20 protein-coding genes and 1 pseudogene are annotated in these 25,301 nt (G+C 63.1%); 12 read left to right on the plus strand and 9 right to left on the minus strand.

What is annotated here, in order from left to right:
* Nucleotides 1–108: 108 nt before the first annotated feature.
* The 9 genes from ACEN83_RS11740 to ACEN83_RS11780 form a co-directional block, all read right to left on the minus strand.
* Nucleotides 109–1,689, minus strand: coding sequence for an arylsulfatase (locus ACEN83_RS11740; RefSeq protein WP_495580367.1), 1,581 nt, complete (start codon nt 1,687–1,689; stop codon nt 109–111).
* A 194-nt stretch (nt 1,690–1,883) separates the two neighbouring features.
* A complete protein-coding gene (locus ACEN83_RS11745) occupies nt 1,884–2,501 on the minus strand; it encodes an SDR family NAD(P)-dependent oxidoreductase (RefSeq protein WP_495580368.1) in 618 nt (205 codons plus the stop codon).
* On the minus strand, nt 2,498–3,145 hold the full coding sequence (locus ACEN83_RS11750; protein ID WP_495580369.1) for a TetR/AcrR family transcriptional regulator: 648 nt from the start codon (nt 3,143–3,145) through the stop codon (nt 2,498–2,500). The genes ACEN83_RS11745 and ACEN83_RS11750 overlap by 4 nt, the downstream gene beginning before the upstream one ends.
* 213 nt (nt 3,146–3,358) lie before the next feature.
* Nucleotides 3,359–4,183 (minus strand): SDR family NAD(P)-dependent oxidoreductase, encoded by an 825-nt coding sequence (locus ACEN83_RS11755; protein ID WP_007974186.1) that lies wholly within the window; start codon nt 4,181–4,183, stop codon nt 3,359–3,361.
* Between the two features lie 30 nt (nt 4,184–4,213).
* Entirely contained in the window at nt 4,214–4,630 is a 417-nt protein-coding gene (locus ACEN83_RS11760; protein WP_218484016.1) for a MaoC family dehydratase, read from the minus strand.
* A 14-nt stretch (nt 4,631–4,644) separates the two neighbouring features.
* The gene (locus ACEN83_RS11765; RefSeq protein ID WP_015094619.1) at nt 4,645–5,085 is read right to left on the minus strand and encodes a MaoC family dehydratase N-terminal domain-containing protein; all 441 of its coding nucleotides are present in this window, start codon (nt 5,083–5,085) and stop codon (nt 4,645–4,647) included.
* A 29-nt stretch (nt 5,086–5,114) separates the two neighbouring features.
* Entirely contained in the window at nt 5,115–6,299 is a 1,185-nt protein-coding gene (locus ACEN83_RS11770; RefSeq protein ID WP_116582127.1) for a lipid-transfer protein, read from the minus strand.
* 27 nt (nt 6,300–6,326) lie between these two features.
* Nucleotides 6,327–7,484, minus strand: a complete 1,158-nt coding sequence (locus ACEN83_RS11775; protein WP_495580370.1) for an acyl-CoA dehydrogenase family protein — start codon at nt 7,482–7,484, stop codon at nt 6,327–6,329.
* 217 nt (nt 7,485–7,701) lie between these two features.
* Nucleotides 7,702–10,530, minus strand: a complete 2,829-nt coding sequence (locus ACEN83_RS11780) for a winged helix-turn-helix domain-containing protein (RefSeq protein ID WP_495580371.1) — start codon at nt 10,528–10,530, stop codon at nt 7,702–7,704.
* Nucleotides 10,531–10,726: 196 nt separating this feature from the next.
* On the opposite strand from ACEN83_RS11780, the gene ACEN83_RS11785 reads away from it, so the two are divergent.
* From ACEN83_RS11785 to ACEN83_RS11840, 12 genes and pseudogenes are all read left to right on the plus strand, one after another.
* Entirely contained in the window at nt 10,727–11,881 is a 1,155-nt protein-coding gene (locus ACEN83_RS11785) for a CaiB/BaiF CoA transferase family protein (protein WP_495580372.1), read from the plus strand.
* Between the two features lie 51 nt (nt 11,882–11,932).
* Nucleotides 11,933–12,736 (plus strand): enoyl-CoA hydratase/isomerase family protein, encoded by an 804-nt coding sequence (locus tag ACEN83_RS11790; protein ID WP_495580373.1) that lies wholly within the window; start codon nt 11,933–11,935, stop codon nt 12,734–12,736.
* 57 nt (nt 12,737–12,793) lie between these two features.
* Nucleotides 12,794–14,353, plus strand: a pseudogene (locus tag ACEN83_RS11795) (acyl-CoA synthetase); the annotation flags it as partial.
* The gene (locus ACEN83_RS11800; RefSeq protein WP_218484002.1) at nt 14,353–14,787 is read left to right on the plus strand and encodes a PaaI family thioesterase; all 435 of its coding nucleotides are present in this window, start codon (nt 14,353–14,355) and stop codon (nt 14,785–14,787) included. The pseudogene ACEN83_RS11795 and the gene ACEN83_RS11800, both read left to right, overlap by 1 nt.
* A complete protein-coding gene (locus tag ACEN83_RS11805; protein WP_495580374.1) occupies nt 14,778–16,301 on the plus strand; it encodes a long-chain-fatty-acid--CoA ligase in 1,524 nt (507 codons plus the stop codon). Before ACEN83_RS11800 ends, ACEN83_RS11805 begins: the two co-directional genes overlap by 10 nt.
* 235 nt (nt 16,302–16,536) lie before the next feature.
* Nucleotides 16,537–17,676: an acyl-CoA dehydrogenase family protein gene (locus ACEN83_RS11810; protein ID WP_095967213.1), complete on the plus strand. Its 1,140-nt coding sequence runs from the start codon at nt 16,537–16,539 to the stop codon at nt 17,674–17,676.
* 31 nt (nt 17,677–17,707) lie between these two features.
* A complete protein-coding gene (locus tag ACEN83_RS11815; RefSeq protein WP_007974201.1) occupies nt 17,708–18,916 on the plus strand; it encodes a lipid-transfer protein in 1,209 nt (402 codons plus the stop codon).
* On the plus strand, nt 18,913–20,070 hold the full coding sequence (locus ACEN83_RS11820) for an acyl-CoA dehydrogenase family protein (protein WP_495580375.1): 1,158 nt from the start codon (nt 18,913–18,915) through the stop codon (nt 20,068–20,070). The genes ACEN83_RS11815 and ACEN83_RS11820 overlap by 4 nt, the downstream gene beginning before the upstream one ends.
* Before the next feature lie 24 nt (nt 20,071–20,094).
* A complete protein-coding gene (locus ACEN83_RS11825; RefSeq protein ID WP_495580376.1) occupies nt 20,095–21,096 on the plus strand; it encodes an acyl-CoA dehydrogenase family protein in 1,002 nt (333 codons plus the stop codon).
* A gap of 9 nt (nt 21,097–21,105) precedes the next feature.
* A complete protein-coding gene (locus ACEN83_RS11830) occupies nt 21,106–21,894 on the plus strand; it encodes a crotonase/enoyl-CoA hydratase family protein (RefSeq protein WP_495580377.1) in 789 nt (262 codons plus the stop codon).
* 158 nt (nt 21,895–22,052) lie between these two features.
* On the plus strand, nt 22,053–23,885 hold the full coding sequence (locus ACEN83_RS11835) for a DUF1302 domain-containing protein (protein ID WP_495580378.1): 1,833 nt from the start codon (nt 22,053–22,055) through the stop codon (nt 23,883–23,885).
* Nucleotides 23,886–23,911: 26 nt separating this feature from the next.
* Nucleotides 23,912–25,279: a DUF1329 domain-containing protein gene (locus tag ACEN83_RS11840; protein ID WP_104448589.1), complete on the plus strand. Its 1,368-nt coding sequence runs from the start codon at nt 23,912–23,914 to the stop codon at nt 25,277–25,279.
* The last annotated feature ends 22 nt before the right edge of the window (nt 25,280–25,301 follow it).

Raw genomic sequence — 25,301 nt, forward strand, 5'->3', positions numbered from 1 at the left:
GAAATGCTCGACTACCTGAAAGCTTCGAAGACTAAACAAGCAACCTTAGCCCAAGCTTAATTTCACCTGGGCGGGTTGGCCGTTGGCATTCAGGCGGCCTCGATACACCTAGGGTTTGGCCTGGCTTTTCAGCTTCTCCTCGATTTTTGCATCGACCGCAGCACGAATCTGGTCAACGCTGAAACTGGCAGGCTTCTGGCTCGGTGGGTACTCGATGAAGGTCTGCAGGAAGCGCGCCGCCTTGGCCACACCCGCGGCCATCAGGTAAGAGTTTTTCACCAGCCAGTCGTTGTACTGGTCCGAGACCAGGTCAGCCCGCTCATACGGGTCCATGCGCAGGTTGAACAGCTTCGGCACGCGCAGTGGCACGAACGGGCTGCTCCACACCGCAAAGCCACCGGGTTCGCGCTGTTCGGCGAAGACCACTTTCCAGTTGTCGAAACGCATCGATACCAGCACGCCGTCGTCGTTGAAGTAGTAGAACTCGCGACGCTCGCCTTTAGGCTGTTGGCCGGTCAGGTACGGCAATTGGTTGTAGCCGTCCAGGTGCACCTTGAAGCTGTTGCCGCCCGAGGTCGGTGCCCAACCCTTGAGCAACTTTTCCTTCACGTCGGTTTCGCCCGCGGCTGCCAGCAAGGTCGGGAACCAGTCCATGCCCGAGAACAGCTCGTTGGACACTGCGCCCGGCTTGATCTTGCCTGGCCAGCGGACTATCGCCGGCACGCGGTAGGCGCCTTCCCAGTTGGAGTTCTTCTCGTTACGGAACGGCGTGGTCGCCGCGTCCGGCCAGGAGAACTGGTTCGGGCCGTTGTCGGTGGTGTAGACAACGATGGTGTTGTCGGCGATTTTCAGGTCGTCGAGGGTCTTCAGCAGTTTGCCGACGTCGCCGTCGTGTTCCAGCATGCCATCGGCGTAATCGTTGCCGGGCATGCCGCTCTGGCCCTTCATCGAGTCGCGTACGTGGGTGAACAGATGCATGCGCGTGGTGTTCATCCAGACGAAGAACGGCTTGTCGGCCTTCGCTTGTTTCTCGATGAAGGATTGAGCGGCAGCGGTGGTTTCGTCGTCGATGGTTTCCATGCGCTTGGCGGTCAGCGCGCCGGTGTCTTCGATCTTGCCGTCGGCGTAGCTGTGGATCACGCCACGCGGCGTCCTGGACTTGACGAAGTCCGGGTCATCCTTGGGCCAGTAGGGGCGCTCGGGTTCCTCTTCGGCGTTGAGGTGATAGAGATTGCCGAAGAACTCGTCGAAACCGTGATTGGTCGGCAGGAATTCGTCCTTGTCGCCCAAGTGATTCTTGCCGAACTGGCCGGTGGCGTAACCCTGGGATTTGAGGGCCTGGGCGATGGTAATGTCACGTTTTTGCAGGCCGATCGGCGCGCCCGGTACGCCCACCTTGGTCAGGCCGGTGCGCAGCGGTGACTGGCCGGTGATGAACGACGAGCGCCCGGCAGTGCAGCTGTTTTCCGCGTAGTAGTCGGTGAACAGCATGCCTTCGTGGGCGATGCGGTCGATGTTCGGCGTCTTGTAGCCGACCACGCCCATGGAATAGGCGCTGATGTTGGTCTGGCCGATGTCATCGCCGAAGATCACCAGAATGTTGGGTTTGTCAGCGGCATTCGCCGCCATTGCCATGACCGTTGTCGCCACCAGGGCGAGTTTCGGCAGCCACTTTTTTATGCGAGTCATCTGACTGGCTCCTTGTTGACGGGCGTCGCACAGGGCGACCAGCGGCCATGTTCGAACGTCGTCAAAAGGTTCGCGCCACCCGTATCAGGTGGCGCTGACCTGTAGGAGCTGCCGCAGGCTGCGATCTTTTGACGTTGATTTTCAAGATCAAAAGATCGCAGCCTGCGGCAGCTCCTACAGGGAAGTGCGCCGCGTCAGATATGCAGTACCGCGCCGGTGACGCTGGCGCCGGCACCGCTGGCCAGCAGTAACAAGGGGCCGTTGAGTTCTTGCAGGCCGGCGTCCTTGCCTCGACCGGCGGCGATGACGTTGACGCGAATGCGGTGGGGTGTCAGCGACTGGGCCATGGCGCGGCTCATGCGGATCAGGCTGCTATTGGCGCGCAGGCACGGGTTCGGCTCGCTGATGGGGCGCGGCGGCGGGTCGATATTGACGATGCTGCCACCGCGTTCGGCCTTGATCATGTGCAGGCTGGTGCAGTGGACGATGTGATTGTTCAGGGCAACATGCTCGCGCTCGGCGCTGTTGTTGATCAGCACATCGACGCTGCCGAATCGCTCTTGCACGGTGTCCAGGGCGGCTTCGATGCTCGGTCTGCGGGCGCTGTCGAGGCTGACGACCATGACTTCGCCACCTTCCCAATGCAGATCGGCCGCCAGTTGCTCCAATTGCGAAGGGTGCTGGCCGCCGAGGGCCACACGGGCGCCGGCGAGGCTGATCAGGCGGGCGAAATGCGCACCCAGTCGGGTGCTGGCATCGGCCACCAGGACGGTCTTGCCGGCCATGGAAAACGGTTGCATGAGATCGCTCATGGGCGTGCCTCCGCGGTCATCGGGCGACGGGTGACCAAGGCTCGTGGGGCCGGTATCCCGGGCGACGGAACAGGCGCGGCGCCGAGCATTTTCAACACCAGTTCCGAGTAATGGCGGATGACGGCATCGATGCCCCAGCGACCATCGGCCTGGTACCAGACGCAGGCATGGGTGAGCATGTTGAACAGGGTGCGGGCCATCAGTTTGGGGTCGGCGCAGCTCAGCGAACCTTCCTTGACCCCTTGTTCCAGCAGTTCCTGCAGGGCGTTCAGATATTGACGCCGGGCTTGGCGGACGTGCTCCAGATCCTCTTCGCCGAGGCTTCTGAACTCCAGATTGCCGAGCATGGCCTCGTCCTGGTGTTCCAGGTGATAACGCACGTGGCAGGCGATGAAGGCGAGCAGTTTGATATCGGCGGTCGCGGATTTTTTGGGGCGATGCCGTGCCCACTCCCGGGACACCCCCTGGAAATACTCGAGAATCAGCTCCAGCAGCAGTTCGTTTTTGCCTTTGTAGTAGAGGTACAGCGTCGAGGCGTTGATGCCGGCTTCAGTGGCGAGCTGGCGCAGGCTCATCGAGCCGAAGCCATTGCGCGAGATCAGTTTGATGGCGGCCAGGCGGATGTTGCTTTCAGTCATGTTCATGGAGTGGTCCTGCGGTCATCAAAACTCAAACGAAGTTGTGGCGGAGGAGCTTTTGTGGCGAGGGGGCTTGTCGGAGTGCCGCACCACCCCATTCGGCTGCGAAGCAGTCGTGTCTCTGCCGATTCGCAACAACTGACAGATTGTCGGGGGCCGCTGCGCAGCCCAACGGGGGCAAGCCCCCTCGCCACAGTGGTGGTTGTTTATCTCTATTACTTATTGCAGATTGCCAGCCACCGCGATGGTCTGCGCCGTGATGTAGTTCGACTCTGGCGAGCAGAACAGGTACACCGCATCAGCCGCTTCCTGCACGGTGCCCGGACGACCCAGCGGGTTGCGCTGGGCGAACGATTTGGCGGCTTCCGGGCTGATGCCGACACGGATGTCACGGCCTTCGATGTTCACCGTGGCGCCGGCATGGGCGTCGGCCTTGGTCATGCGGGTTTCGATGAAACCGAAGGCCACGGCATTGACGTTGACCTTGAAACGACCCCATTCACGGGCCAGCGCACGGGTCATGCCGATCACGCCGGCCTTGGCCGAGGAGTAGTTCATTTGCCCGGCGTTGCCGTTGAGGGCCGACACCGAAGAAATGTTCACCACTTTGCGGAACACCTCGCGCTCGGCCGCCGCATCGGCCTGGGCCTGGGCCTTGATGATCGGGTAGGCGGCACGCAGGATGCGGAAGGGCGCGGTCATGTGGCAATCGAGAATGGCGTACCACTGCTCATCGCTCATCTTCTGGATCACGTCGTCCCAGGTGTAGCCGGCGTTGTTGACGATGATGTCGATGGCGCCGAAGTTGTCCATCGCGGTCTTGACGTAGCGGTCGCCGAAGTCAGGGGCGCTGACATTGCCGTGGCAGACGGCGGCTTCGCCACCCAGCTTGCGGATCATTTCAGCGGTCTCGTGGGCCGGGTCGGCGTCCAGGTCGTTGATGACGATGCGCGCGCCTTCGCTTGCCAGTTTCAGGGCGATCTGTTGTCCGATGCCACGACCGGAACCGGTGACCAGTGCGACTTTGCCTTCGAGTTTTGCCATGGGGTGTTGCTCCTCAGTGATCAGTTTTGTTTACAGGGCGATCACGGCGTCGCCAACGATCTTGGTCTCGCCGTATTGATTGGTGGTGCGCACTTCGACCTTGATCCGTTGCTCGCCCTCGACCTCGAAGCGCTCGACGACAGTGCCGGTGCAGGTGATCTGGTGACCCAGGTGGGTGATGCCGAGAAAGCGCACGCCGAACTCGCGCAACTGGCGCTGATCGACCCACTGGGTCAGCAGGCGACCGAGGTAGGCCATCGACAGCATGCCGTGGGCGAACACGTCGGGCATGCCGGCCCGGCGGGCGTAATCGGTGTCGATGTGGATGGCGTTGTGATCACCCGACGCACCGGCGAACAGGGCCAGGGTGGTGCGGTTGATCGGCGGCAGGGCCAGTGATGGCAGGGTGTCGCCGACGTTGATTTTTTCCAGGCTAATCGCGTTCATCAGTGTTCTCCGCTTCAGCTGTTGCGCTGCACAAGCACGCTGCGCAGGTCCGCAACGTGCTCACCGTGCTGATTGGTGACTCGGGTTTCGCGCACCACGAATTCCAGGGCGCCGCCTTTCTTGTCGTAGATGTCGGCGATGCGCACATCGAAGCGCAACGTGTCGCCGGCATGGGCCATGCGGTGATAACGGAAGGATTCTTCGCCGTGCAAAATGCGCGCGGTGACGATGCCCAGTTCGTCACGCCAGGCGTTCGAGGGAATCTGGAACTCCAGCGAGAACAGAAAGGTCGGCGGCAGCGGCAGGTTGGGATACCCGGCATCGCGTGCGGCCTGTTCGTCAAAGTAAACCGGGTTGGTTTCACCGGTGGCCTTGGCGAAGAAGCGCAGTTGCCCGGCTTCGGCGGTCACGAGGAAAGTGGGCAGTTGTCTGCCGATGTGTTTCTTGTCGATCATCGAAATGGCTCCTTTGCTCTGCGGGCGCGTCAGTTTTTCTGGTAAACGGTGACCACGCAGGCGCCGCCCAGGCCGAGGTTGTGCTGCACCGCAATGCGCGCGTCCTGCACCTGGCGTTGTTCGGCGGTGCCGCGCAATTGGTGGGTCAGTTCAAAGCACTGGGCCAGGCCGGTGGCGCCCAACGGGTGGCCCTTGGAGAGCAGGCCGCCGGACGGATTGGTCACCCATTTGCCGCCATAGGTGTTGTCGCCATCGTTGACCAGTCGCTCGCCGCCGCCTTCGGCGCACAGGCCCAGGCCTTCATAGGTCAACAGTTCGTTCTGCGCGAAGCAGTCGTGCAGTTCGATGACGTCGACGTCCTGCGGGCCGATACCGGCCTGGTTGTAGGCGATGTCCGCCGCCATGCGGGTCATGTCGAAACCGACCACGCGGATCATGTCCCTGGCGTCGTAGGTGCTCGGCAGGTCGGTGGTCAGCGCCTGGCCGGCCATCAATACGTCGGTGCGCAGGCCGTGCTTCTTCGCGAACGCCTCGGACACCACGATGGCCGCGGCAGCGCCACAGGTCGGCGGGCAGGCCATCAATCGCGTCATCACGCCTTCCCACAACATCGGGGCGGCCATGACTTCTTCGCTGCTCACCACGTTGCGGAACACCGCCAGCGGGTTATTGGCGGCGTGACGGCTGGCCTTGGCGCGGATCTTGGCGAAGGTTTCCAGTCGGGTGCCGTACTTCTGCATGTGCGCGTAGCCGGCGCCGCCGAACTGGCGGATGGCATTGGGCAGGTCAGGCATGCCGATCAGTTCGTTGGCCAGCACCAGGGCACGTTCGGTGGCCGGTGCGCGATCGGTCCAGGCGGATTTCAAGGCGCCCGGGTTCATGTGTTCGAAGCCAAACGCCAGGGCACAGTCCACCGCGCCGCTTTGTACCGCCTGGCGAGCGAGGAACAGGGCGCTGGAACCGGTGGCGCAGTTGTTGTTGACGTTGATCAGCGGAATGCCGGTCATGCCCACGCGGTACAAGGCTTTCTGGCCGCAGGTGGAGTCGCCGTAGACATAACCGGCGTAGGCCTGCTGGATGTCATTGAAATCCACACCCGAATCGGCCAGGGCCTGGCGGATCGCCTGTTCACCCATGACGTCGTAGGGCTCGTTGGTTCCCGGTTTCTTGAACTGGATCATGCCGACGCCAGCAACGAACACTTTATTGCTCATCGTTGTTTTCCTTGTTGTTTGAGAGGTTCAGAGCTTGCGCGCGATCATTTCGCGCATGACTTCACTGGTGCCGCCGTAGATGCGATTGACCCGTGAGTCGACGAAAGCGCGGGCGATCGGGTACTCCATCATGTAGCCGTAGCCACCGTGCAGCTGGACCATGTCGTCGATGCATTTCCACAGGGTCTCGGTGGTGAAGAGCTTGGCGATGGCCGCTTCTTCCAGGGTCAGGCGCCGGCGCATGTGCTCGCCCAGGTAGTAGTCGACCATCACCCGCATGGCGGTGGCCTGGGCCTTGATGTCGGCGAGCTTGAATTTGCTGTTCTGGAAGTCCCAGACCGTCTGGTTGAAGGCCTTGCGGTCCTTCACGTATTCGAGGGTCTGCTCCAGCAGGCGCTCCAGCTTCGCGGCGGCGGACACGGCGATCGAGAAGCGCTCCTGGGGCAGTTCGCCCATCAGGTAGGTAAAGCCAAGGCCTTCCTCGCCGAGGCGGTTGCCGACGGGCACGCGGACGTTGTCGAAGAACAGCTCGGCGGTGTCCTGGGCGTGCTGGCCGACCTTTTCCAGCTTTCGCCCATGCTTGAAGCCGGCGCGGCTGGCTTCCACGGCGATCAGGCTGATGCCCTTGGCGCCGGCAGCCGGGTCGGTCTTGCACACGACAATGACCAGGTCGGCGGTCAGGCCGTTGCTGATGAAGGTCTTGCTGCCGTTGATCACGTATTCGTCGCCATCGCGCACGGCGGTGGTGCGCACGGCCTTGAGGTCGCTGCCGGTGCCGGGCTCGGTCATGGCGATGGCCAGGATGGTCTCGCCCGAGCAAATGCCCGGCAGCCACTGCTGTTTCTGTTCTTCATTACCGCAGCGATTGATGTACGGAGCGATGACGTCCGAATGCATGCCGAAGTAGGCGCCACTCACGCCGGCCCGGGCGAACTCCTCGTTGAACACCGCGCAGTGACCGAAATCACCGCCGCCGCCACCGTATTCGATGGGCAGGGTGATGCCGAGCAAGCCTTCGCGGCCGGCCTTGAGCCAGGTCTCGCGGTCGACCTGGCCGGCCTTGTCCCAGGCGGCCTGGCGCGGCAGGCATTCGCGTTCGAAAAAGCGCCGCACGGTGGTACGGAACATCTCATGGTCGTCGCGGAAAACGGTTCGGGCGATGTGCACGCAAGACTCCTCAAACATGGCAGGCCGGCCTTGGGCCGAGCGCTTACGTAAGGCGCGGACTGCGCCTTTGATCTGAGGGTTACGATAGGTGGGGCCCGTGGCCCGAACGCCACCCGAGCCGGGTGGCAGGGAAAAAAACAATCCATGTAGGAGCTGCCGCAGGCTGCGATCTCTTGATCTTGTTCTTGAAAAACAAAGTCAAAAGATCGCAGCCTGCGGCAGCTCCTACAGGGTTTCAGGGGTGGACGTTGCTGTCATCCTGGGATTCCAGATCGCGCACCCGGGCCACCGCTTCATCGCGGCTGCTGACGCCGAGCTTGCTGTAGATATGGCTCAGGTGCCATTTCACGGTTTCCGGGGACAGGCCCAGGGCACGGGCGATTTTCTTGTTGGGCAGGGCCTGGGCCAGCAGGCGCACGACTTCGATTTCCCGCTCGCTCAACGGCTCGATCCCGGCCGTCAACGGTTTGCTGGTGGCCGTTGTCGCAGGTTTGGCCTTCGAGATCGCCGGAGTCGTGGCCTCGGCCGCCTGCAAGCGCTCGACATAAAACGCCAGCACCGGGTCCAGGGTTTCGCGGGCGGCGATATCGCAGATCAGTTTCAAGCCATCCGGATGGGCGTCGAGGAGGCTGCGCACCAGGCCAAAGCGTTGACCTCGGCGCAAGGCTTCGATGACTTTGAGCCGTGCCCGTTCAGGGTTGCCGCGTTCGGATTCGATCACGGCGCTGAGCACCAGCAGGCGCGTTGCCCCGAGTTGGCGACGATGCCGGTCGCAGGTTTCGATCAATCGTTCTATGCGATCGCAAGCCCCGTCCAGATCACCCTGGACCAGTTGCCAGCGAGCGCGGGCATTCTCGGCCAGAATGTGGATTTCCTTCAGGGCCGTGTGCCCTGCATCCGGGTGACGCGCGTCGATGGCTTCCAGGCGTGCCAGTTTGGCCTGGGCTTGTGCCGTCTCCCCGAGAATCAGCAACCAGCGCACTTGCCAGGTCAGGCAGTAGGCTTGCAGGCGCTCCAGACCGAGTTTGATCGCGTACTCATCCAGCCGCTCGACAAACGCCAGGGCTTCTTGATGGTTACCTGCCAGCCATTGCACGTTCCATAACACTTGCAGCACACGCAGGACGGAATCGGGAATCGAAATCCGTTCGAGAATGTCGATCCAGCCCGAGAGCATTTTGAACGCGGCGTCGACATCGTTGGTTTCGTACAGCACCTCACCGAGCAGCGCGGCGGAGAGATAAGTCGCGTCGGCACCGGCCTTGCCACATTGGCCGGCCTCATGCAGCACGTCGCGGTAAACCCTTTCCGCCTGAGTCATCTGGCCTTCAAGGGCCAGGCTCAAGCCAATCATGCAACGTCCCTGAAGGCTGCCGGCCGTGGTCCCCAGCAGCGGTTCGCCATTGATCAGCAGGTTCGGCCGGTCGAGTTGTACCTGCCGGGCCTTTTCGTATTCGCCGCGGTGCATGTACAGCCAGGACAGGATATTGGCGCAGGAGCCGATGGCCACGCTGTTGCTGCCCGGCGGCGGGTTGAGCAGTTGCGGCAGGACCGTCATGGCCGCGTCGGTGTCGTCGCGTTGCAGGGCCAGGGAGGCGCGCAGCAGCGAGATCATGAAGTGGTCATGGACTTCGCTCTCGGGGACGTCGCGAAACAGTTGTTCGAGACTGGCGCTGCAGGCCACGAAATCCCGGGCATACAACTGCATCCGCGCCTTGAGGATGCGCAGCTTGACCCGGGCCTGTACCTGTTCGACCGGCAACAGCCGTACCAGCTCGATCAACATGCGCAGGTCGCCATGGGCGTAGAGCGCCTCGGCGTGTTGCTCCACCAGGTCGGCGGCGGCAGCCGGGTCGCCGCCCATGACCGCATGGTGCACCGCTTCATCCAGGTGATTGTGGTCACGGAACCAGTGCCACGCCCGCACGTGCACCGCGTGTTGTTCGGCCTGGCTGCGGGAGTCGAAATACTTGAGCAAGGTTTCGCGCAACAGCGGGTGCAGGCGATACCAGGTTTCACGTTCGGCGCTGTCCACCGGGATCAGGAACAGGTTGTCCCGCTCCATGCGCGTCAGTAGCGCATTCGCTTCGGCAACCGCCTGCGGGTGGCCGCTGAGAGCGGCGCACAACGAGGCGCAGAATCGGTTGCACACGGCCATGAGCAGCAGCAGGTCGAGGTCGGTCGGCGACAGGTGAGACAGCACTTCGACTTCGAAAAACCTGGCGAAGGCTTGATCGTCCCGCAGCTGCGGGTGCACTGACGTGGCGTCCGGGGTGGCAGGCGGGCGGTTCTTTTTGCGGCTGACGGCGAGCAGTTGCAGGCCGGCGACCCAGCCATCGGTCAGCTCATGCATCATCCTGGCGTCGCGGGCATTGATCTCGCCCAACTGCGCCTTGAGGAACTGTTCGGACTCGACCGCCGTGAAGCGCAAGTCCCGCAGGTTCAGCTCGAGCACCAGTTCCTGGCTGCGCAACCGCGCCAGGGACAACGGCACGGCACTGCGCGATACCAGCGCCAGGTGCAGGTTGGCCGGGGCGTAGTCGATCAGCCATTGCAGAGCCTGGTGAATGCCCACGTCGGTCAGGTGGTGCAGGTCGTCGAGTACCAGCACCAGTTCACGGCCACGGCTGGCAATGCTGCGCACCAGGGTGATGACAGTGCGCTCAACGGCTTCGCTGTCGATGCCGCGACCTTCCAGTTGAGTCGCGTCCCGCACCAGCGCCGGGTCGATTTGGCCGAGGCTCGCCAGCAGGTAGTCAAGAACACGCGTCAGTTCGTTGTCGTCCGCCGACAGCGTCAGCCACGCCACGTCGAACCCCAACGGCAACAGCGCCTGGCGCCAGGCGATCAGGGTCGAGGTCTTGCCGCAGCCGGCTGGCCCCTTGAGCACGATGCAGCGCAAGCGTCGGGCCTTGAGCATCTGATCCTGCAGGCGCTCGCGGGAAATCAGGCGCCCGGTGCTGCGCGGCGGAATCAGTTTGGTGCTGACGATCGGGGACTGAACCGGATTGAAGACCTGGCTGGCATGGGGGTCCGATGCATTGGACTTGCGGTGTTTATCCATGGGGCTGTCCGATTCTTTCTTGTTTTGTGGGTGCGTCGAATCTCATCGAGTGTAACCCAGGGCATGGGTGGCATGACCCTGTCTTTGGCGGCCACCACCCGATGTGGGTGGTGGTCGTCGATCAACGGATTGATCTACTGGAAGGCACAAGAATAGGAGTGCTGTGGCGCTCCGTCAGAACAGTGGAGCGTTGGCGATGGGCGTACTGAGTGGCATTCGGGTGGTGGAGTTTGAGGCAATCGGGCCGGCGCCGTTTGGCACCATGCTGTTGGCCGATATGGGCGCCGACGTGGTGCGCATCGACCGCCCGCAGAAGGCCAGTGACCTGGGGCCGAAGCTGGAAGGCAAGCGTGCCGATATTACCGGGCGCAATCGGCGTTCGGTCACCCTCGACTTGAAGCGCCCGGACAGTGTCGCCGCTGCGCTGGAACTGATCGAACGTGCCGATGTGGTGATTGAAGGGTTTCGCCCCGACACGATGGAGCGCCTGGGTCTTGGCCCCGACATCGCGCTTGAACGCAATCCGCGTCTGGTCTATGCGCGGATGACCGGTTGGGGCCAGACCGGCCCGATGGCTGACCGCGCCGGGCATGACCTGAACTACATCGCCTTGTCGGGTGTGTTGTCGAGCATCGGCCCGGCCGGTGGGCGACCGGTGCCGCCGCTGAACCTGGTGGGCGACTACGGCGGTGGCGGCATGCTGCTGGCGATGGGCGTGCTGGCGGCGCTGGTCAATGTGCAGCGCGGCGGCGCCGGCCAGGTGGTCGACGCGGCCATGACCGAAGGTGCGGCGCAACTGGGCTCGGTGATCTGGGGCCTGCTCGCCGGCGGGCACTGGACAGAACAGCGCGGCAGCAACCTGCTCGACGGTGGCGCGCCCTGGTACGACACCTACGAAACCCGCGACGGCCAGTACATGGCAATCGGGCCGATCGAGTCGCGCTTCTATGCGCAGATGCTGGAAATCCTCGGACTGTCCAACGCCGACTTGCCCAATCAGCACGACCGCGCTGGCTGGCCGCGGCTGCGTGAGGCCTTCACCGCTGCGTTCCTGGGCCGCACCCGCGAGCAGTGGGTGGCCGCGTTCGAAGGCAGCGACGCTTGCGTTGCACCGGTGCTGGGGCTTGTCGAAGCCGCCCGGCATCCCCATGGCGTTGCCCGTGGCAGCTTCATCGAGGTCGACGGGGTGGTGCAACCGGTCCCGGCTCCGCGCTTCCTTGGCACGCCATCGGCGCAACCGCAACCCGCTCCCGAGCGTGGTGAACACGGCGGCGACGCACTGCGCGACTGGGGCTTCGACACGCCGGCCATCGAGCGCTTGCGTGAGCTGGGTCTGGGATGGCGCGCCTGAGCGCGTTGGCCCCGATAAAACATAAAGATCCGCGCAGCGCAGGAGTCACCCATGGCCATTCAGTTCAAGATCATCGATCACGTGGCACTTGTCACGCTCGATGCGCAACAGTCGAACAACGCGCTGACCCTCAGCGATTTGATGCACCTGCGCAAGACGCTGGGCGCCTGCCAGGATGACGAACAGGTGCGGGTCATCGTGCTGACCGGTGCCGGCGAACGTGCATTTTGCAGCGGCGCGAGCCACAAGGAGTCGCTGCTGGCCGCTTCGGGGTTCGTCGCCGGCACCCTCAAGAGTCGCGAAACCGAAGCCGAGGAGGGCGGCTACAGCCGACTGTTCGACCTCAGCGACCTGGATATCTGGAAGCCGGTGGTTGCCGCCATCAATGGTGCCTGCCTGGGCGGCGGTCTTGAGCTGGCGCTGCAATGCGATCTGCGCATCGCTTCGTCCAGCGCTACGTTCGGCTTGCCTGAAGTGTGCGACGCGACCATTCCAGCGGCCGGCGGCGTGCAGTACCTGCTCCGTGCGATCCCGGCGGCACACGCGATGAAAATGGCCCTGACTGGGGAGTCGATCGGCGCGCAGGAGGCTTTGGACATCGGTTTGATCATAGAGCTGCTGCCCCAGGACCGTCTGCTGCCGGCGGCGCTGGATCTGGCCGGGCGCATTGCCGCCAATGGCCCGCTGGCAGTGCAGTCGATCAAGCGCCTGGCCTTGCAGACCGCCCACCTCGCACCCCGGGATTTCGTCACCCAGGCCCATCTGCACTGGGGGTTGCTGCGCGACAGCGAAGATCACGCCGAAGGGCGCATGGCCCAGGCCGAGCAGCGTTCACCGAAGTACACCGGCACCTGACGCAACAGGCAAGCGCCGCATTCGTCCTGACCTGACAACAATAATTCACAGGAGAACCCCATGTATTTGACCCAAGGCCTGCACCGCGTGTTGCAGCAACGTCCCCATGCCGTGGCGACGGTCTTTCGCGACCGCCGCCGCACCTATGCCGAACTGGTCGAGCGGGTGGCTCGTCTGGCCGGGGCCTTGCAGCAACTGGGGATGCAGACCGGCGACCGCGTCGGCCTGCTGGGCCTGAACTCCGACCGGTTCCTTGAGTATTTCCTGGCGACCTGGTGGGGCGGCGGCGTGGTCAACCCGGTGAATATTCGCTGGAGCGTGCCGGAAATCGTCTACTCGCTGGATGACTGTGACACGCGCATCCTGCTGATCGACGACACCTTCCTGCCCATGGCCGAAGACATCGCCTGCAGCGCCAAGGTACGGCCATTGCTGATTCACATCGGCGACGGGCCATTACCCCAAGGCATGCTGTCCTATGAGCAACTGATTCGTGAAGCCACGCCGGTGGACGACGCCTTTCGCGGCGGTGATGACCTGGCGAGCATCATGTACACCGGCGGCACGACCGGCCGGCCGAAGGGTGTGATGCAGTCGCACATGAACCTGTGGACCGCTGCCGTGGCCCGTGCGGCCGATGTGCCGGTGCCGGCGGATGCCCTGACCCTGCACATCGCGCCGATGTTCCACCTGGCGGCGCTGTCGCGGGTCATCCTGATCTCGCTGCTCGGTCTGCCGAGCATTTTCGTCCCGGCCTTCGATGCCCTGGACGTGATGCGTACCATCGAGCGCGAGCGCATCACCGACATCCTGATCGTGCCGACCATGCTTCAGGCATTGATCATGCACCCGGAATTCGCCAGACATGACCTGAGCTGCCTGCGCAGTCTCACCTACGGCGCCTCGCCGATTGCCGTGCCCTTGCTGGAGCTGGCGCTCAAGGCGTTGCCCAATGTCGAGTTCACCCAGGGCTACGGCATGACCGAAGCGGCGCCGCCGATCAGCGCCAACGGTCCGGAAAACCACAGCGCCGAAGGCATTGCCAATGGTCGTCTGCGCTCGGCCGGGCGGCCAGGGCTGGGCGTTACGGTGCGCATCGTCGACGAACACGACAACGAGGTGCCGCGCGGCACGGTCGGCGAAGTGCTGGTCCGTGGCCCGAACATCATGCTCGGCTACTGGAACAAACCCGAAGAAACCGCCCAGGCGCTGCGTGGCGGCTGGATGCACACCGGCGACGGCGCCTACATGGACGACGACGGCTATATCTACATCGTCGACCGCTTCAAGGACATGATCGTCAGCGGTGGTGAAAACGTTTATTCGGGTGAAGTCGAAAGCGCGATTTCCAGTCACCCGGCCGTCGCCGCCTGCGCAGTGATCGGCATTCCCTGCGCGCAGTGGGGCGAAGCGGTGCATGCGGTGATCGTGCTCAAGCCCGATCACGAAGCCGCGGGCGCCGCGATCATCGAGCATTGCCGGCGGCAGATCGCGGGCTACAAGACGCCGAAGTCGGTCGAGTTCCGCACCGCGTTGCCGCTGTCTGGCGCTGGCAAGGTGCTCAAGCGCGATCTGCGCGAGCCGTTTTGGGCCGGCAAGGATCGGGGAGTCAGCTGATGCCACAAGTGAACGGTGGCGCATTGATTCCCGAGGGCTTCTGCGCGCTGGAACAACGCTCGGGTTTTTTGCGCTGTTGCGGCGACTTTTATGTGCATGAAACGCTGCCGATCCTGGCGGTGCGCCTCGAACCCCAGCATCTCAATTACGTGCGCATCGCCCACGGCGGCTTTCTCGCCACGGTGGCGGACAGCGCGTTCGGCGTCATTTTGCGGCGCCTTTCGGTGTCGCAGTCGGTGGCGGTGACGGTCAATCTGAACGTCGATTACCTCGGTCCGGTGCGCGAAGGAGACTGGCTGGAGGCGCATGTGCAAGTGCTCAAGAGCGGCGGCACCTTCATCAGCGCCAGCTGCCTGTTGAAGGTCGGTGAGCGCCTGGTGTTACGTGCCAACGGCGTCTTCACCCCCTGGAAGGGCCAGACGCCATGTACATGACCCAATGCCTGCAACGCACGTTGCAACAGAACCCGGATCAGCTCGCGACGGTTTTTGGTGATCGCCGTCGGACCTATCGCCAGTTTGGTGACCGCGTCGCTCGCCTGGCGGGTGCCTTGCAGAGTCTGGGCATGGCGGCCGGCGATCGGGTCGGCATGCTGGCGTTCAACTCCGACCGCTACCTGGAATACATCATGGGCGTGTGGTGGGGCGGCGGGGTGCTCAACCCGGTGAACATCCGCTGGAGCGTGCCGGAGATCGTCTATTCGCTGGACGATTGCAGTACCGGCATCCTTATCGTCGACGAACACTTTGCACCACTTGCCGAGAAGATCCGCATCAGTGCCCGCCATGTGCCACGGTTTATCTATGCCGGCGAGGGCGAAGTGCCGGTGGGCATGCTGGGCTTCGAGCAACTGATTGCCCAGGCCGCGGCGGTCGAAGACGCCGGGCGTGGCGGTGAAGACCTCGCCTGCATCATGTACACCGGCGGCACCACCGGCTTTCCCAAGGGCGTGATGCAGTCGCACTTGAACCTGTGGTCGGCGTGCATGCCGCGCATGGTCGACATGCCGCCGATCCATGACGGTCGACTGTTGCACGTGGCACCGCTGTTCCATGTCGCCGGCATGGCTCGGGCACTGATTCAGTTCATGGCCGGTGAAAGCCATGTGCTGCTGTCGAGTTTCGACGCGGCCCAAGTGCTGCAGGTGATCGAGCGGGAACGGATCACCGAGACGCTGCTGGTGCCGACCATGATCCTGGCGCTGCTGGCCCATCCGGACTTCGATCGCCATGACCTCAGTAGCCTGAAACGCCTGACCTACGGTGCGTCACCCAGCGCTGGCGAAATGGTGGAGCAGGTATTGGCCCGGCTTCCGGATCTCGAGCTTTCTCATTCCTACGGGCTCACCGAAGCCTGCCCGGTGGTGTCGAGCAATCTGCCGTGCAATCACACGGCGCAGGCACGCAAGAGTGGTCTGTCGCGTTCGGTCGGGCGCGGCGGGTTGGGGGTCAACGTGAAGATCGTCGACCCGCAAGGTCAGGAAGTTGCGCGTGGCACGGTGGGCGAGATCATCGTGCGCGGGCCGAACATCATGCAGGGTTACTGGAACAAGCCCGAGGAAACCGCCAGGGCATTGCGCGATGGCTGGCTGTTCACTGGCGACGGAGCGTACATGGACGAGCAGGGTTACCTGTTCATCGTCGACCGCTTGAAGGACATGATCGTGAGCGGTGGCGAAAATGTTTACTCGGCGGAAGTCGAAAACGTCCTCGCACGACACCCGGCCGTGGCGCTGTGCGCGGTGATCGGCGTTCCCCATGAACAGTGGGGCGAAGCGGTGCATGCGGTGGTGGTGCGCAAGCCCGGTGCCCTGGTCGATGCCGAGCAATTACGCAGGTACTGCCGCGAGTTCATCGCACCCTACAAATGCCCGAAAACCGTTGAGTTTCGCGACGAACTGCCGCTCTCGGCCGCCGGCAAAGTCCTCAAGCGCGAACTGCGCCCATAACCCCCACAACCGCCCCCTGTAGGAGCTGCCGCAGGCTGCGATCTTTTGATCCTGATCTTCAAAAAATCAAGATCAAAAGATCGCAGCCTGCGGCAGCTCCTACGGGTTTGTTTGTGTCTGGACAGTGGGCGGTGATCGCTACCCGATCCGGGTGGCTTCACGACCCACCCCCCGCCAATACAGTGGTTCCACGAACCAGGCGCAAGCCTTGCCTGGTAACCCACTGGAGATCCCGATGCATATCAACCGTACCGTCTACCGTGAAGACCACGAAATGCTGCGCGACACCGCGCGGCGTTTCTTCGAGCGTGAGTGCCTGCCCAAACAGGCGCAGTGGGACGAGGCCGGGCAGGTCGACCGGGAAACCTGGCTCAAGGCTGGCCGCCACAATCTGCTGTGCCTCACCGTGCCCACCGAATATGGCGGTGGCGGCGGCGACTTCGGCCACTCGGCGGTGTTGATCGAAGAACTGTACCGCGCCGGGGTTTCGGGCTGGAGCCTGGGCGTGCATTCGGACATTGTCGCGCCCTACATCGTGCGTCTGGGCACCGAAGAGCAGAAGCAGAAATGGCTGCCGAAAATCTGCACCGGCGAAACCGTACTGGCCGTCGCGATGACCGAGCCGGGCACCGGTTCCGACCTCAAGGCGATCCGCACCACCGCCGTGCGTGACGGCGACGAGTGGGTGATCAACGGCAGCAAGACCTTCATCAGCAACGGTCTGACCTGCGACATGGTGGTGGTCGTGTGCAAGACCGACCCGAGTGCCGGGGCCAAGGGCTGCAGCCTGATCATGGTCGAGTGCGACCGTGAAGGGTTCCGCCGCGGGCGCAAGCTGGACAAGGTCGGCCAGCACGCCGCCGACACCGCCGAGCTGTTCTTCGACGATGTCCGTGTGCCGGTGGGTAATCTGCTCGGTGAAGAGAACAAGGGCTTCATGCACCTGATGGAAGAGTTGCCGCAAGAGCGCCTGGTGATCGCCCTGTACAGCGCCGCCAAGCTCGAACGCCTGCTGGAGCAGACCGTCGAGTACGTGAAGGACCGCAAGGCGTTCAATCAGACCGTCTGGGACTTCCAGAACACCAAATTCAAGCTCGCGGACATCAAGGCCCAGGCCACGGCCGTGCGCCTGACCATCGACCACTACATCAGTGAGCACATGCGTCGTCGCCTCACGGTGCAGGAGTCGGCCATTGCCAAGCTCCTGGCCACCGAAACGCTGTGGAAGTGCATCGACGACATGGTCCAGCTGCATGGCGGCTACGGCTACATGATGGAGTACCCGATCGCCCGCGCCTTCGTCGACATGCGCGTGACGCGTGTCTTCGGTGGCACCAGCGAAGTGCTGCGCGAACTCATCGCGCGCCAGTTGTGATTCCTTTTCCCGCATTTTTTCAGGTGACACCATGAGCGAAAAAGTACTGGTTGCCGGCGTCGGCATGATCCCGTTCCGCAAGCCCAGCGACAGCCCGACCTATGTGCAGATGGGCGCCGAAGCGGTGCGTCGCGCCCTGGCCGATGCGGCGATCGATTACAACCTGGTCCAGGAGGCATATGCCGGTTACGTCTACGGCGATTCCACCTGCGGCCAGACCGTGCTCTACGAAGTCGGTATGACCGGGATCCCGGTGGTCAACGTCAACAACAACTGCTCGACCGGCTCCACCGCGTTGTACCTGGCGCGCAAGGCCATCGAATCCGGCTCGGCCGATTGCGTACTGGCGGTGGGTTTCGAGCAGATGCAGGCCGGCGCATTGAAGTCCCATTGGGACGACCGTCCGCCGACCCGTGAACGTTTCCTGCCGATCCTGCGCGGCCTGACCGCCGATATGGATGGCATGGCCCAGGCCATCCGTACCTTCGGTGGTGCCGGGCGCGAATACATACAGAAATACGGCACCAGAATGGAAACCTTCGCCGCAGTGCGCGCCAAGGCCAGCCGTCATGCCGCCAACAACCCGCTGGCATTGTTTCGCAAGGTGCTCAGCGTCGAAGACGTGATGAACGACCCGGTGATTCTGCCAGGCGTCATGACCCGCCTGATGGCCTGCCCGCCGACCTGTGGCGGCGCGGCGGCGATCCTGGTGTCCGAGCGTTTCGCGAAAAAACATGGCCTGCGCCGCGACGTGGAAATCGTCGCCCAGGCCATGACCACCGACACACCCGAATCCTTCAACTTCGAAAAACCGTCGATGCTCGACTGGGTGGGCACCCACATGACCCACGCCGCCGTGGGCCAGGTGTACGAGAAGGCCGGCGTCGGTCCACAGGACATCGACGTCTGCGAACTGCACGACTGCTTCGCCCAGAACGAAGTGATCTGCTACGAGTCGCTGGGTTTCTGCCCCGAGGGCGGGGCCGAGAAGTTCGTCATGGACGGTGACAACACCTACGGCGGGCAGATCGTGATCAACCCGTCCGGCGGTCTGCTTTCCAAGGGCCATCCATTGGGCGCGACGGGGTTGGCGCAGTGCTACGAACTGACCCAGCAATTGCGCGGCAATGCCGAGCAGCGGCAGGTCGACGGTGCGCGCCTGGCCATGGCCCATAACCTCGGGCTGGGCGGTGCATGCGTGGTGACGCTGTACGGCAAAGTCAGTGGAGGTGCCCAGTGAGCAGCTTGCTCGACGCCTTTCGCCTGACCGCGCTGCCGCCACACGCAGAAGCCTTTCGTGCCGAGGTCAAGGCTTTTCTGGCCGAGCATCTGCCAAGGGTTTCGGCAAGTGTGCGAGCGCGCAGCTGGACCGGCTTCGATGCAGATTTCAGTCGGCAACTGGCGCAGCGCGGCTGGGTCGGCCTGACCTTGCCCGCCGCTTATGGCGGTGCCGGGCTGGATGCGTTCAGTCGCTTCGTGCTGGTGGAGGAGCTGCTGTCTGCCGGTGCTCCGGTGGCGGCTCACTGGATCGCCGACCGCCAGAGCGGGCCGTTGATCCTGAAGTTCGGCAGCGATGCACAGAAGGACTTTTTCCTGCCGCGCATCTGCGCCGGCCAGGCGTTTTTCTGCATCGGCATGAGCGAACCGAACTCGGGTTCGGACCTGGCCAGCGTGCGCAGCCGTGCCACCCGTTGCCCTGAAGGTTGGCGCCTGAGCGGGCGCAAGATCTGGACCACCAACGCCCATCACGCCGACTACATGATCGCTTTGGTGCGCACCAGCGGTGCGCCCGAGGACCGTCAAAACGGGCTGTCGCAATTCATCATCGACCTCAAGCAGCCAGGTATCAGCGTGCGTCCCATCGTTGACCTGGCCGGTGACGCGCATTTCTCCGAAGTGGCCTTCGACGACGTCTTGCTCGGCGAAGACGCGTTGGTGGGCGAGGAGGGCAGTGGCTGGAAACAGGTCAACGCCGAACTGGCGTTCGAGCGCAGCGGGCCGGAGCGTTTCTACTCCAGCATCGTGTTGCTCGACCTGTGGGCCGAGACGCTGCGGCGCACAGGCGCGACGGCCCAGGAGACTGCGTTGCTCGGTAGTTTTCTCAGCCAGCTCACCTGCTTGCGCAACCTGTCGCTGGCACTGACCGCACTGCTCGCACGGGGTCAAAGCCCGGTGGTGGAAGCCGCACTGGTCAAGGACATCGGCACCGAATTCGAGCAAGCGATCCCGGCGGCGATTGCTGCGGCGATCAGCGCCGATCCGGATGTACCGGTCGATGAGGCGCTCTACAGCACGGTCGCCTACCTGAATCAGGTCGCGCCGACCTTCTCGTTGCGCGGCGGCACCCGGGAAATCCTGCGCGGCATGATCGCCCGCGGCCTGGGCCTGCGCTGATGCACCTCCAACAGGAAATACGTCATGTTCACTGAAGCCATTGAAAAGATCCTCAGCGACTTGTGCACGCCGGCGCGGGTCCGTGCCGTGGAAAGCGCAGACAGCGCAACGACGTTGTGGAGCGCCCTGGAAGACAGCGGTTTTCTCGAATTGCTGACGCCGGAAGTCGCCGGTGGCGCGGGCCTTGCGCTCGATGCACTGCTGCCGATTTTTGTCGCCTTCGGTCGCTGCGCGCTGCCGGTCCCGGCGGCGCAAAGCATGGCCGCTCGCGCGTTGATGCGTGACTGCCCGAGCGCGCCACCGAGCGGCATGTTGACCCTGGCCGGTACAGCCCATCGCCAGCCCGATGGCCTGTTGTGCGTGCCACGGGTGGCGTTTGGCTTGATGGCCGATTTCGCCCTGGTCAACCTGGAAGGCCAGTTGTTGCTGCTCGATTGCAGCCTGGCCCGCCGTCAGCCCACGGGCGTTCATGGCAGCCAATGCGCCACCTTGTACTGGTCGCAGGACTCACTCGGCAGTGCCATCGGCAATAACGGCGAGGAAGTACGGGTGTTCAACGCCGCCATCCACGCCGCCGCCATCGCCGGGGCCATGGAGCAGGCACTTGCCATGACGCTTGAGTACTGCAACGACCGCGTGCAGTTCGGCAAGGCCATCGGCAAGTTCCAGGCGGTGCAGCATCAGCTCAGCGTGATGGCCGAGCAGGTTGCCGCTTCGCGCATCGCCGCTGAACTGGCGTTTGCCGGCGATTCGCAGGTGCCGCCGCTGATGGCGACGGCCATTGCCAAGGCGCGGACCAGCATGGCGGTGCCTCAAGTCACGGCCATCGCCCATGCATTGTTCGGCGCCATCGGCGTGACCGAAGAACTGGACCTGCAACTGTTCACCCGGCGCCTGCACGAGTGGCGCGTCAGCGAAGGTTCGGAAACGTACTGGAACGGGATTGTCGGCCAGGCGTTGCTGACGCAGCCGAACGTCACGGCCTGCGAATTCGTTCGTCACGTAACCCCGTCTCCCATCGCTTGAGGATCAGCCATGAACCAGTTTTTGAAGTACGAACAGGAAGGTCATGTCGTCACCCTGACGATGAATGACCCCGAGCGACGCAATCCGTTGACCGGCAACAGTGCCGTGCCGGAGTTCCTCGAAGCCATCGAGCGCATTGAGCGCGACAGCAGCGTGCGTGCCGTGATCATCACCGGCGCCGGCACGGCGTTTTGTTCCGGCGGCAACGTGCGCGACATGGACCGCTATGGGCAAATGTCGGGTATGCAATTGCGTCAGGAATATCGCACCGGCATTCAGCGCCTGCCCCTGGCGCTGTTCAATCTGGAGGTCCCGGTGATCGCCGCGGTCAATGGCGCGGCCATTGGTGCGGGGCTGGATCTGGCCTGCATGTGCGACATCCGCGTGGCGTCCGAGCAGGCGAAGTTTGCCGAGAGCTTCGTCAAGTTGGGGATCATTCCGGGGGACGGTGGCGCCTGGCTGTTGCCACGGATCATCGGTCTGTCCCGTGCCACCGAGTTGACGTTGACCGGGCAAATGATCGACGCCCGTCAAGCGGAGCAATGGAACCTGGTGTCCCGCGTTGTTCCCGCCGAACAGTTGCTGGACACGGCACGGGACATCGCCGCGTCGATTGCCGCCAACCCGCCTCACGCCGTGCGTCTGGCCAAGCGCTTGCTGCGCGAAGCCTTGCACACCCGGCTCGATACGCTGCTGGAAATGTCCGCGACGTTCCAGGTGCTATCGCACCAGACCGCCGACCACCGCGAAGCCGTGGCGGCCTTTATCGACAAGCGCGTGCCGAGCTTTACCGGGTGAATGTCACCGAGCGTAACGCCCGGCGAATACCAGGTTGTTACACCGCGCGAAACCTCGCGACCAACACCCCTTCAAATCACCCGTTCGGGTGTGAGGGACGGGCCGGAGCCCCACTAGCATGGGCGCTCCAACACTTAATCCTTAACCGGAGAAACCGCATGACAACAAAAACAATGCGCGGAGTCTTCCAGCCGAGTCTGCTGGCCGTCGCTGTAATGGTTGCCACTTGCGCGAGCAATCAGGCTCACGCTGTTGATTTCAATATCGGGGAAATTCAGGGCAGTTTCGATTCGTCGCTGTCGATAGGGGCGAGCTGGTCGACGGCTGATGCAGACAAGCAATTCATCTCCAACTTCAACTCACAGGGCGTGACCGGCGGTCAGTCCGCGTCCCGGACCACCGACGACAACCGCCTGAATTTCAAGAAGGGTGAAACCTTCTCGAAGATCTTCAAGGGCGTGCATGACCTGGAGCTCAAGTACGGTGACAGCGGCGCCTTCGTGCGCGGTAAATACTGGTATGACTTCGAGCTGATGGACGAGAGCCGCCCGTTCTATGACATCAACGACTCGGGGCGTGATCGCGCCGCCAAGTCCTCCGGCGCGATGTTTCTCGACAGCTTCGTCTACCACAACTACTCGATTGGCGATCAGGTCGGCAACGTGCGCCTGGGCAAGCAAGTGGTGAGCTGGGGCGAGAGTACCTTCATCGGCAACTCGATCAACAGCATCAACCCGATCGACGTCGCCGCCTTGCGTCGTCCTGGTGCGGAAGTGAAGGAAGGCCTGATTCCGGTGAACCTGCTGTACGTGTCCCAGGGCCTGGCCGACAACATCACCGCCGAAGCGTTTTACCAGCTGCAATGGGACAAGTCGGTGGTGGACAACTGCGGCACGTTCTTTGGTAATGACGGCGTACCGCAAGGCTGTGACGACCGCCTGGTGATCGCCGGTCTCGACCTGCCACCGGGCGTGGCGAAGAACACCGGTGGTCTGGCAGCCATTGCCGCAGGCACCGATGACGCCTTTATCCCGCGCCTCAACGACAACGATGCACGCGACAGCGGCCAGTATGGCCTGGCCCTGCGCTGGTACGTGCCGGAAGCCAACGACACCGAGTTCGGCGCCTATGCGATGAACTATCACAGCCGCAACCCGCTCCTTAGCATCAACCAGATGAGCAACCCGGCCGGGGGCGTGGCTTCGGCGCGCAGTGCCCGCTACTTCATCGATTATCCGGAAGACATTCGCCTGTATGGCTTGAGCTTCCAGACCAACGTCGCGGGCGTTTCGCTGGGGGGGGAACTCAGCTACCGGCCGAACATGCCGCTGCAACTGAACACCGCCGACCTGCTGTCTGCGGCGACCTTCGGCGCCACATCGCCCCTGATCACCACCGGTTTCGCCGGGCGCACCCTGGGTGGCGAGGTCAATGGCTACAAGCGCATGCCGGTGACCCAGGCGCAGGTGACCGCGACGCAGTTCTTCGATCAGGTGTTCGGTGCCAGTCGCCTGACCCTGGTGGGCGAGGTGGGTTACAACAAGATCAACGGCCTGGGCAAGGCGGACGGTACGGATCTGCGCTTCGGTCGCAGCCCGGCCTTCGGTTCCGGTGAACTGCCGGGTGCCGCCGGTGCCGCCACTTGCCGTGGCAGCGCAGTGGGCCAGCCCAACGCCAGCAACCCGGCGCAGGAGTGCAACAACGATGGCTTCTACACCAGCAGCAGCTGGGGCTATCGCCTGCGCGGCAAGCTCGATTACCCGAACGCTATCGCCGGTATCAACCTGTCGCCGAACCTTGCCTGGTCTCAAGACGTTCAGGGCTACGGCCCGAACTTCGATGAAGGTTCCAAGGCGGTCAGCCTCGGTGTCGATGCCGACTACCAGAACACCTACACCGCCAGCCTCAGTTACACCAACTACTTCGGTGGCGATTTCAATACCAACGTCGACCGCGACTACGCCGCGCTGAGCTTCGGCGTGAATTTCTGATGCAACCCTGCCAGAGGAAACTGAACATGAACGCACGTTTAATTCTGCGCGCCGGCGCACTGAGTCTGTCGTTGCTGGCCACTGGGGTCATGGCCGCAGTCACCCCGCAGGAAGCGGCCCAGCTGGGCACCACCCTGACGCCGTTGGGGGCGCAGAAAGAGGGCAATGCCAACGGCAGCATTCCTGCCTGGACCGGTGGCCTCAAACCCGGCGCGGCGCCACTGGACAATGGATTTCTTGGCGATCCGTTTGCCAGTGAAAAACCGCAGTTCGTGATCACGGCAGCCAACGTCGAGCAGTACAAGGACAAGCTGACCCCCGGCCAACTGGCGATGTTCAAGCGATATCCGGACAGCTACAGGATCCCGGTGTACAAGACCCAACGCACGGCCGCGTCGCCACAGAACATCTATGACATCGCCAAAAAGAGTGCAGTGACCACCGAACTGACCCCCGACGGCAATGGCCTGGTGAACTTCACCCAGACCCGCTATTACCCGTTCCCGATTCCAAAGAACGGTGTGGAGGTGTACTGGAACCACACCAACCGCTATCGCGGCGGCAACATGGAACGTATCGCGGCCCAGGCGGCCCCGCAAACCAACGGTTCCTATTCCATCGTCGAGTACGAGGACAAACTGGCCTTTCCGCAGTTGATGGAAGGCGTCGATGCCGGGCAGGCCGATAACGTTTTGTATTACTACAAACAGGAAATCACCGCGCCGTCGCGCATGGCCGGCAGTGTGATCCTGATCCACGAGACTATCGACCAGGTCAAGGAGCCGCGCCTGGCATGGGTCTACAACGCCGGTCAGCGCCGCGTGCGCCGTGCACCGCAAGTGGCGTATGACGGCCCGGGCAACGGTTCCGACGGCATGCGCACCGCCGACAACACCGACATGATGAACGGCGCGCCGGATCGTTATGACTGGAAGCTGGTGGGCAAACAGGAACTGTACATCCCGTACAACAACTACAAGTTGCAGTCGCCGAAGGTCAAGTACGACGACATCATCAAGCCGGGGCACATCAACCAGGACCTGACCCGTTACGAGTTGCACCGCGTGTGGCACGTGCAGGCCACGCTCAAGCCCGGTCAACGCCACGTCTACGCCAAGCGCGACATGTACTTCGACGAGGACACCTGGCAACTGGCCGAGGTCGATCACTACGACGGTCGCGGGCAGCTGTGGCGAGTGGCGGAAGGTTATGCGGTCAATGATTACGAGCGCGGTTCGTCGAACTTCTCCATGCTCGGCATCTACGACCTGATCGCCGGTCGCTACAACGTCCTGGCGATGACCAACCAGTCCAGGCATGCCACGACCTACGGCATGACCGCGAAGATGACCGACTTCACCCCGGCGGCGCTGCGCAACGACGGTATTCGCTGACCCGTTGCCGCGCTTCAGACAA

Source organism: Pseudomonas sp. Pseusp49 (assembly GCF_059491875.1).

Excerpts from the sequence above, each read along its gene's own strand:
- ACEN83_RS11840 (WP_104448589.1), top strand. The coding sequence starts at position 23,912 with ATGAACGCACGTTTAATTCTGCGCGCCGGCGCACTGAGTCTGTCGTTG.
- ACEN83_RS11800 (WP_218484002.1), top strand. The coding sequence starts at position 14,353 with ATGCCACAAGTGAACGGTGGCGCATTGATTCCCGAGGGCTTCTGCGCG.
- ACEN83_RS11790 (WP_495580373.1), top strand. The coding sequence starts at position 11,933 with ATGGCCATTCAGTTCAAGATCATCGATCACGTGGCACTTGTCACGCTC.
- ACEN83_RS11835 (WP_495580378.1), top strand. The coding sequence starts at position 22,053 with ATGACAACAAAAACAATGCGCGGAGTCTTCCAGCCGAGTCTGCTGGCC.
- ACEN83_RS11765 (WP_015094619.1), bottom strand. The coding sequence starts at position 5,085 with ATGATCGACAAGAAACACATCGGCAGACAACTGCCCACTTTCCTCGTG.
- ACEN83_RS11770 (WP_116582127.1), bottom strand. The coding sequence starts at position 6,299 with ATGAGCAATAAAGTGTTCGTTGCTGGCGTCGGCATGATCCAGTTCAAG.
- ACEN83_RS11740 (WP_495580367.1), bottom strand. The coding sequence starts at position 1,689 with ATGACTCGCATAAAAAAGTGGCTGCCGAAACTCGCCCTGGTGGCGACA.
- ACEN83_RS11830 (WP_495580377.1), top strand. The coding sequence starts at position 21,106 with ATGAACCAGTTTTTGAAGTACGAACAGGAAGGTCATGTCGTCACCCTG.
- ACEN83_RS11785 (WP_495580372.1), top strand. The coding sequence starts at position 10,727 with ATGGGCGTACTGAGTGGCATTCGGGTGGTGGAGTTTGAGGCAATCGGG.
- ACEN83_RS11745 (WP_495580368.1), bottom strand. The coding sequence starts at position 2,501 with ATGAGCGATCTCATGCAACCGTTTTCCATGGCCGGCAAGACCGTCCTG.
- ACEN83_RS11780 (WP_495580371.1), bottom strand. The coding sequence starts at position 10,530 with ATGGATAAACACCGCAAGTCCAATGCATCGGACCCCCATGCCAGCCAG.
- ACEN83_RS11810 (WP_095967213.1), top strand. The coding sequence starts at position 16,537 with ATGCATATCAACCGTACCGTCTACCGTGAAGACCACGAAATGCTGCGC.
- ACEN83_RS11815 (WP_007974201.1), top strand. The coding sequence starts at position 17,708 with ATGAGCGAAAAAGTACTGGTTGCCGGCGTCGGCATGATCCCGTTCCGC.
- ACEN83_RS11750 (WP_495580369.1), bottom strand. The coding sequence starts at position 3,145 with ATGAACATGACTGAAAGCAACATCCGCCTGGCCGCCATCAAACTGATC.
- ACEN83_RS11825 (WP_495580376.1), top strand. The coding sequence starts at position 20,095 with ATGTTCACTGAAGCCATTGAAAAGATCCTCAGCGACTTGTGCACGCCG.
- ACEN83_RS11805 (WP_495580374.1), top strand. The coding sequence starts at position 14,778 with ATGTACATGACCCAATGCCTGCAACGCACGTTGCAACAGAACCCGGAT.
- ACEN83_RS11775 (WP_495580370.1), bottom strand. The coding sequence starts at position 7,484 with ATGTTTGAGGAGTCTTGCGTGCACATCGCCCGAACCGTTTTCCGCGAC.
- ACEN83_RS11755 (WP_007974186.1), bottom strand. The coding sequence starts at position 4,183 with ATGGCAAAACTCGAAGGCAAAGTCGCACTGGTCACCGGTTCCGGTCGT.
- ACEN83_RS11760 (WP_218484016.1), bottom strand. The coding sequence starts at position 4,630 with ATGAACGCGATTAGCCTGGAAAAAATCAACGTCGGCGACACCCTGCCA.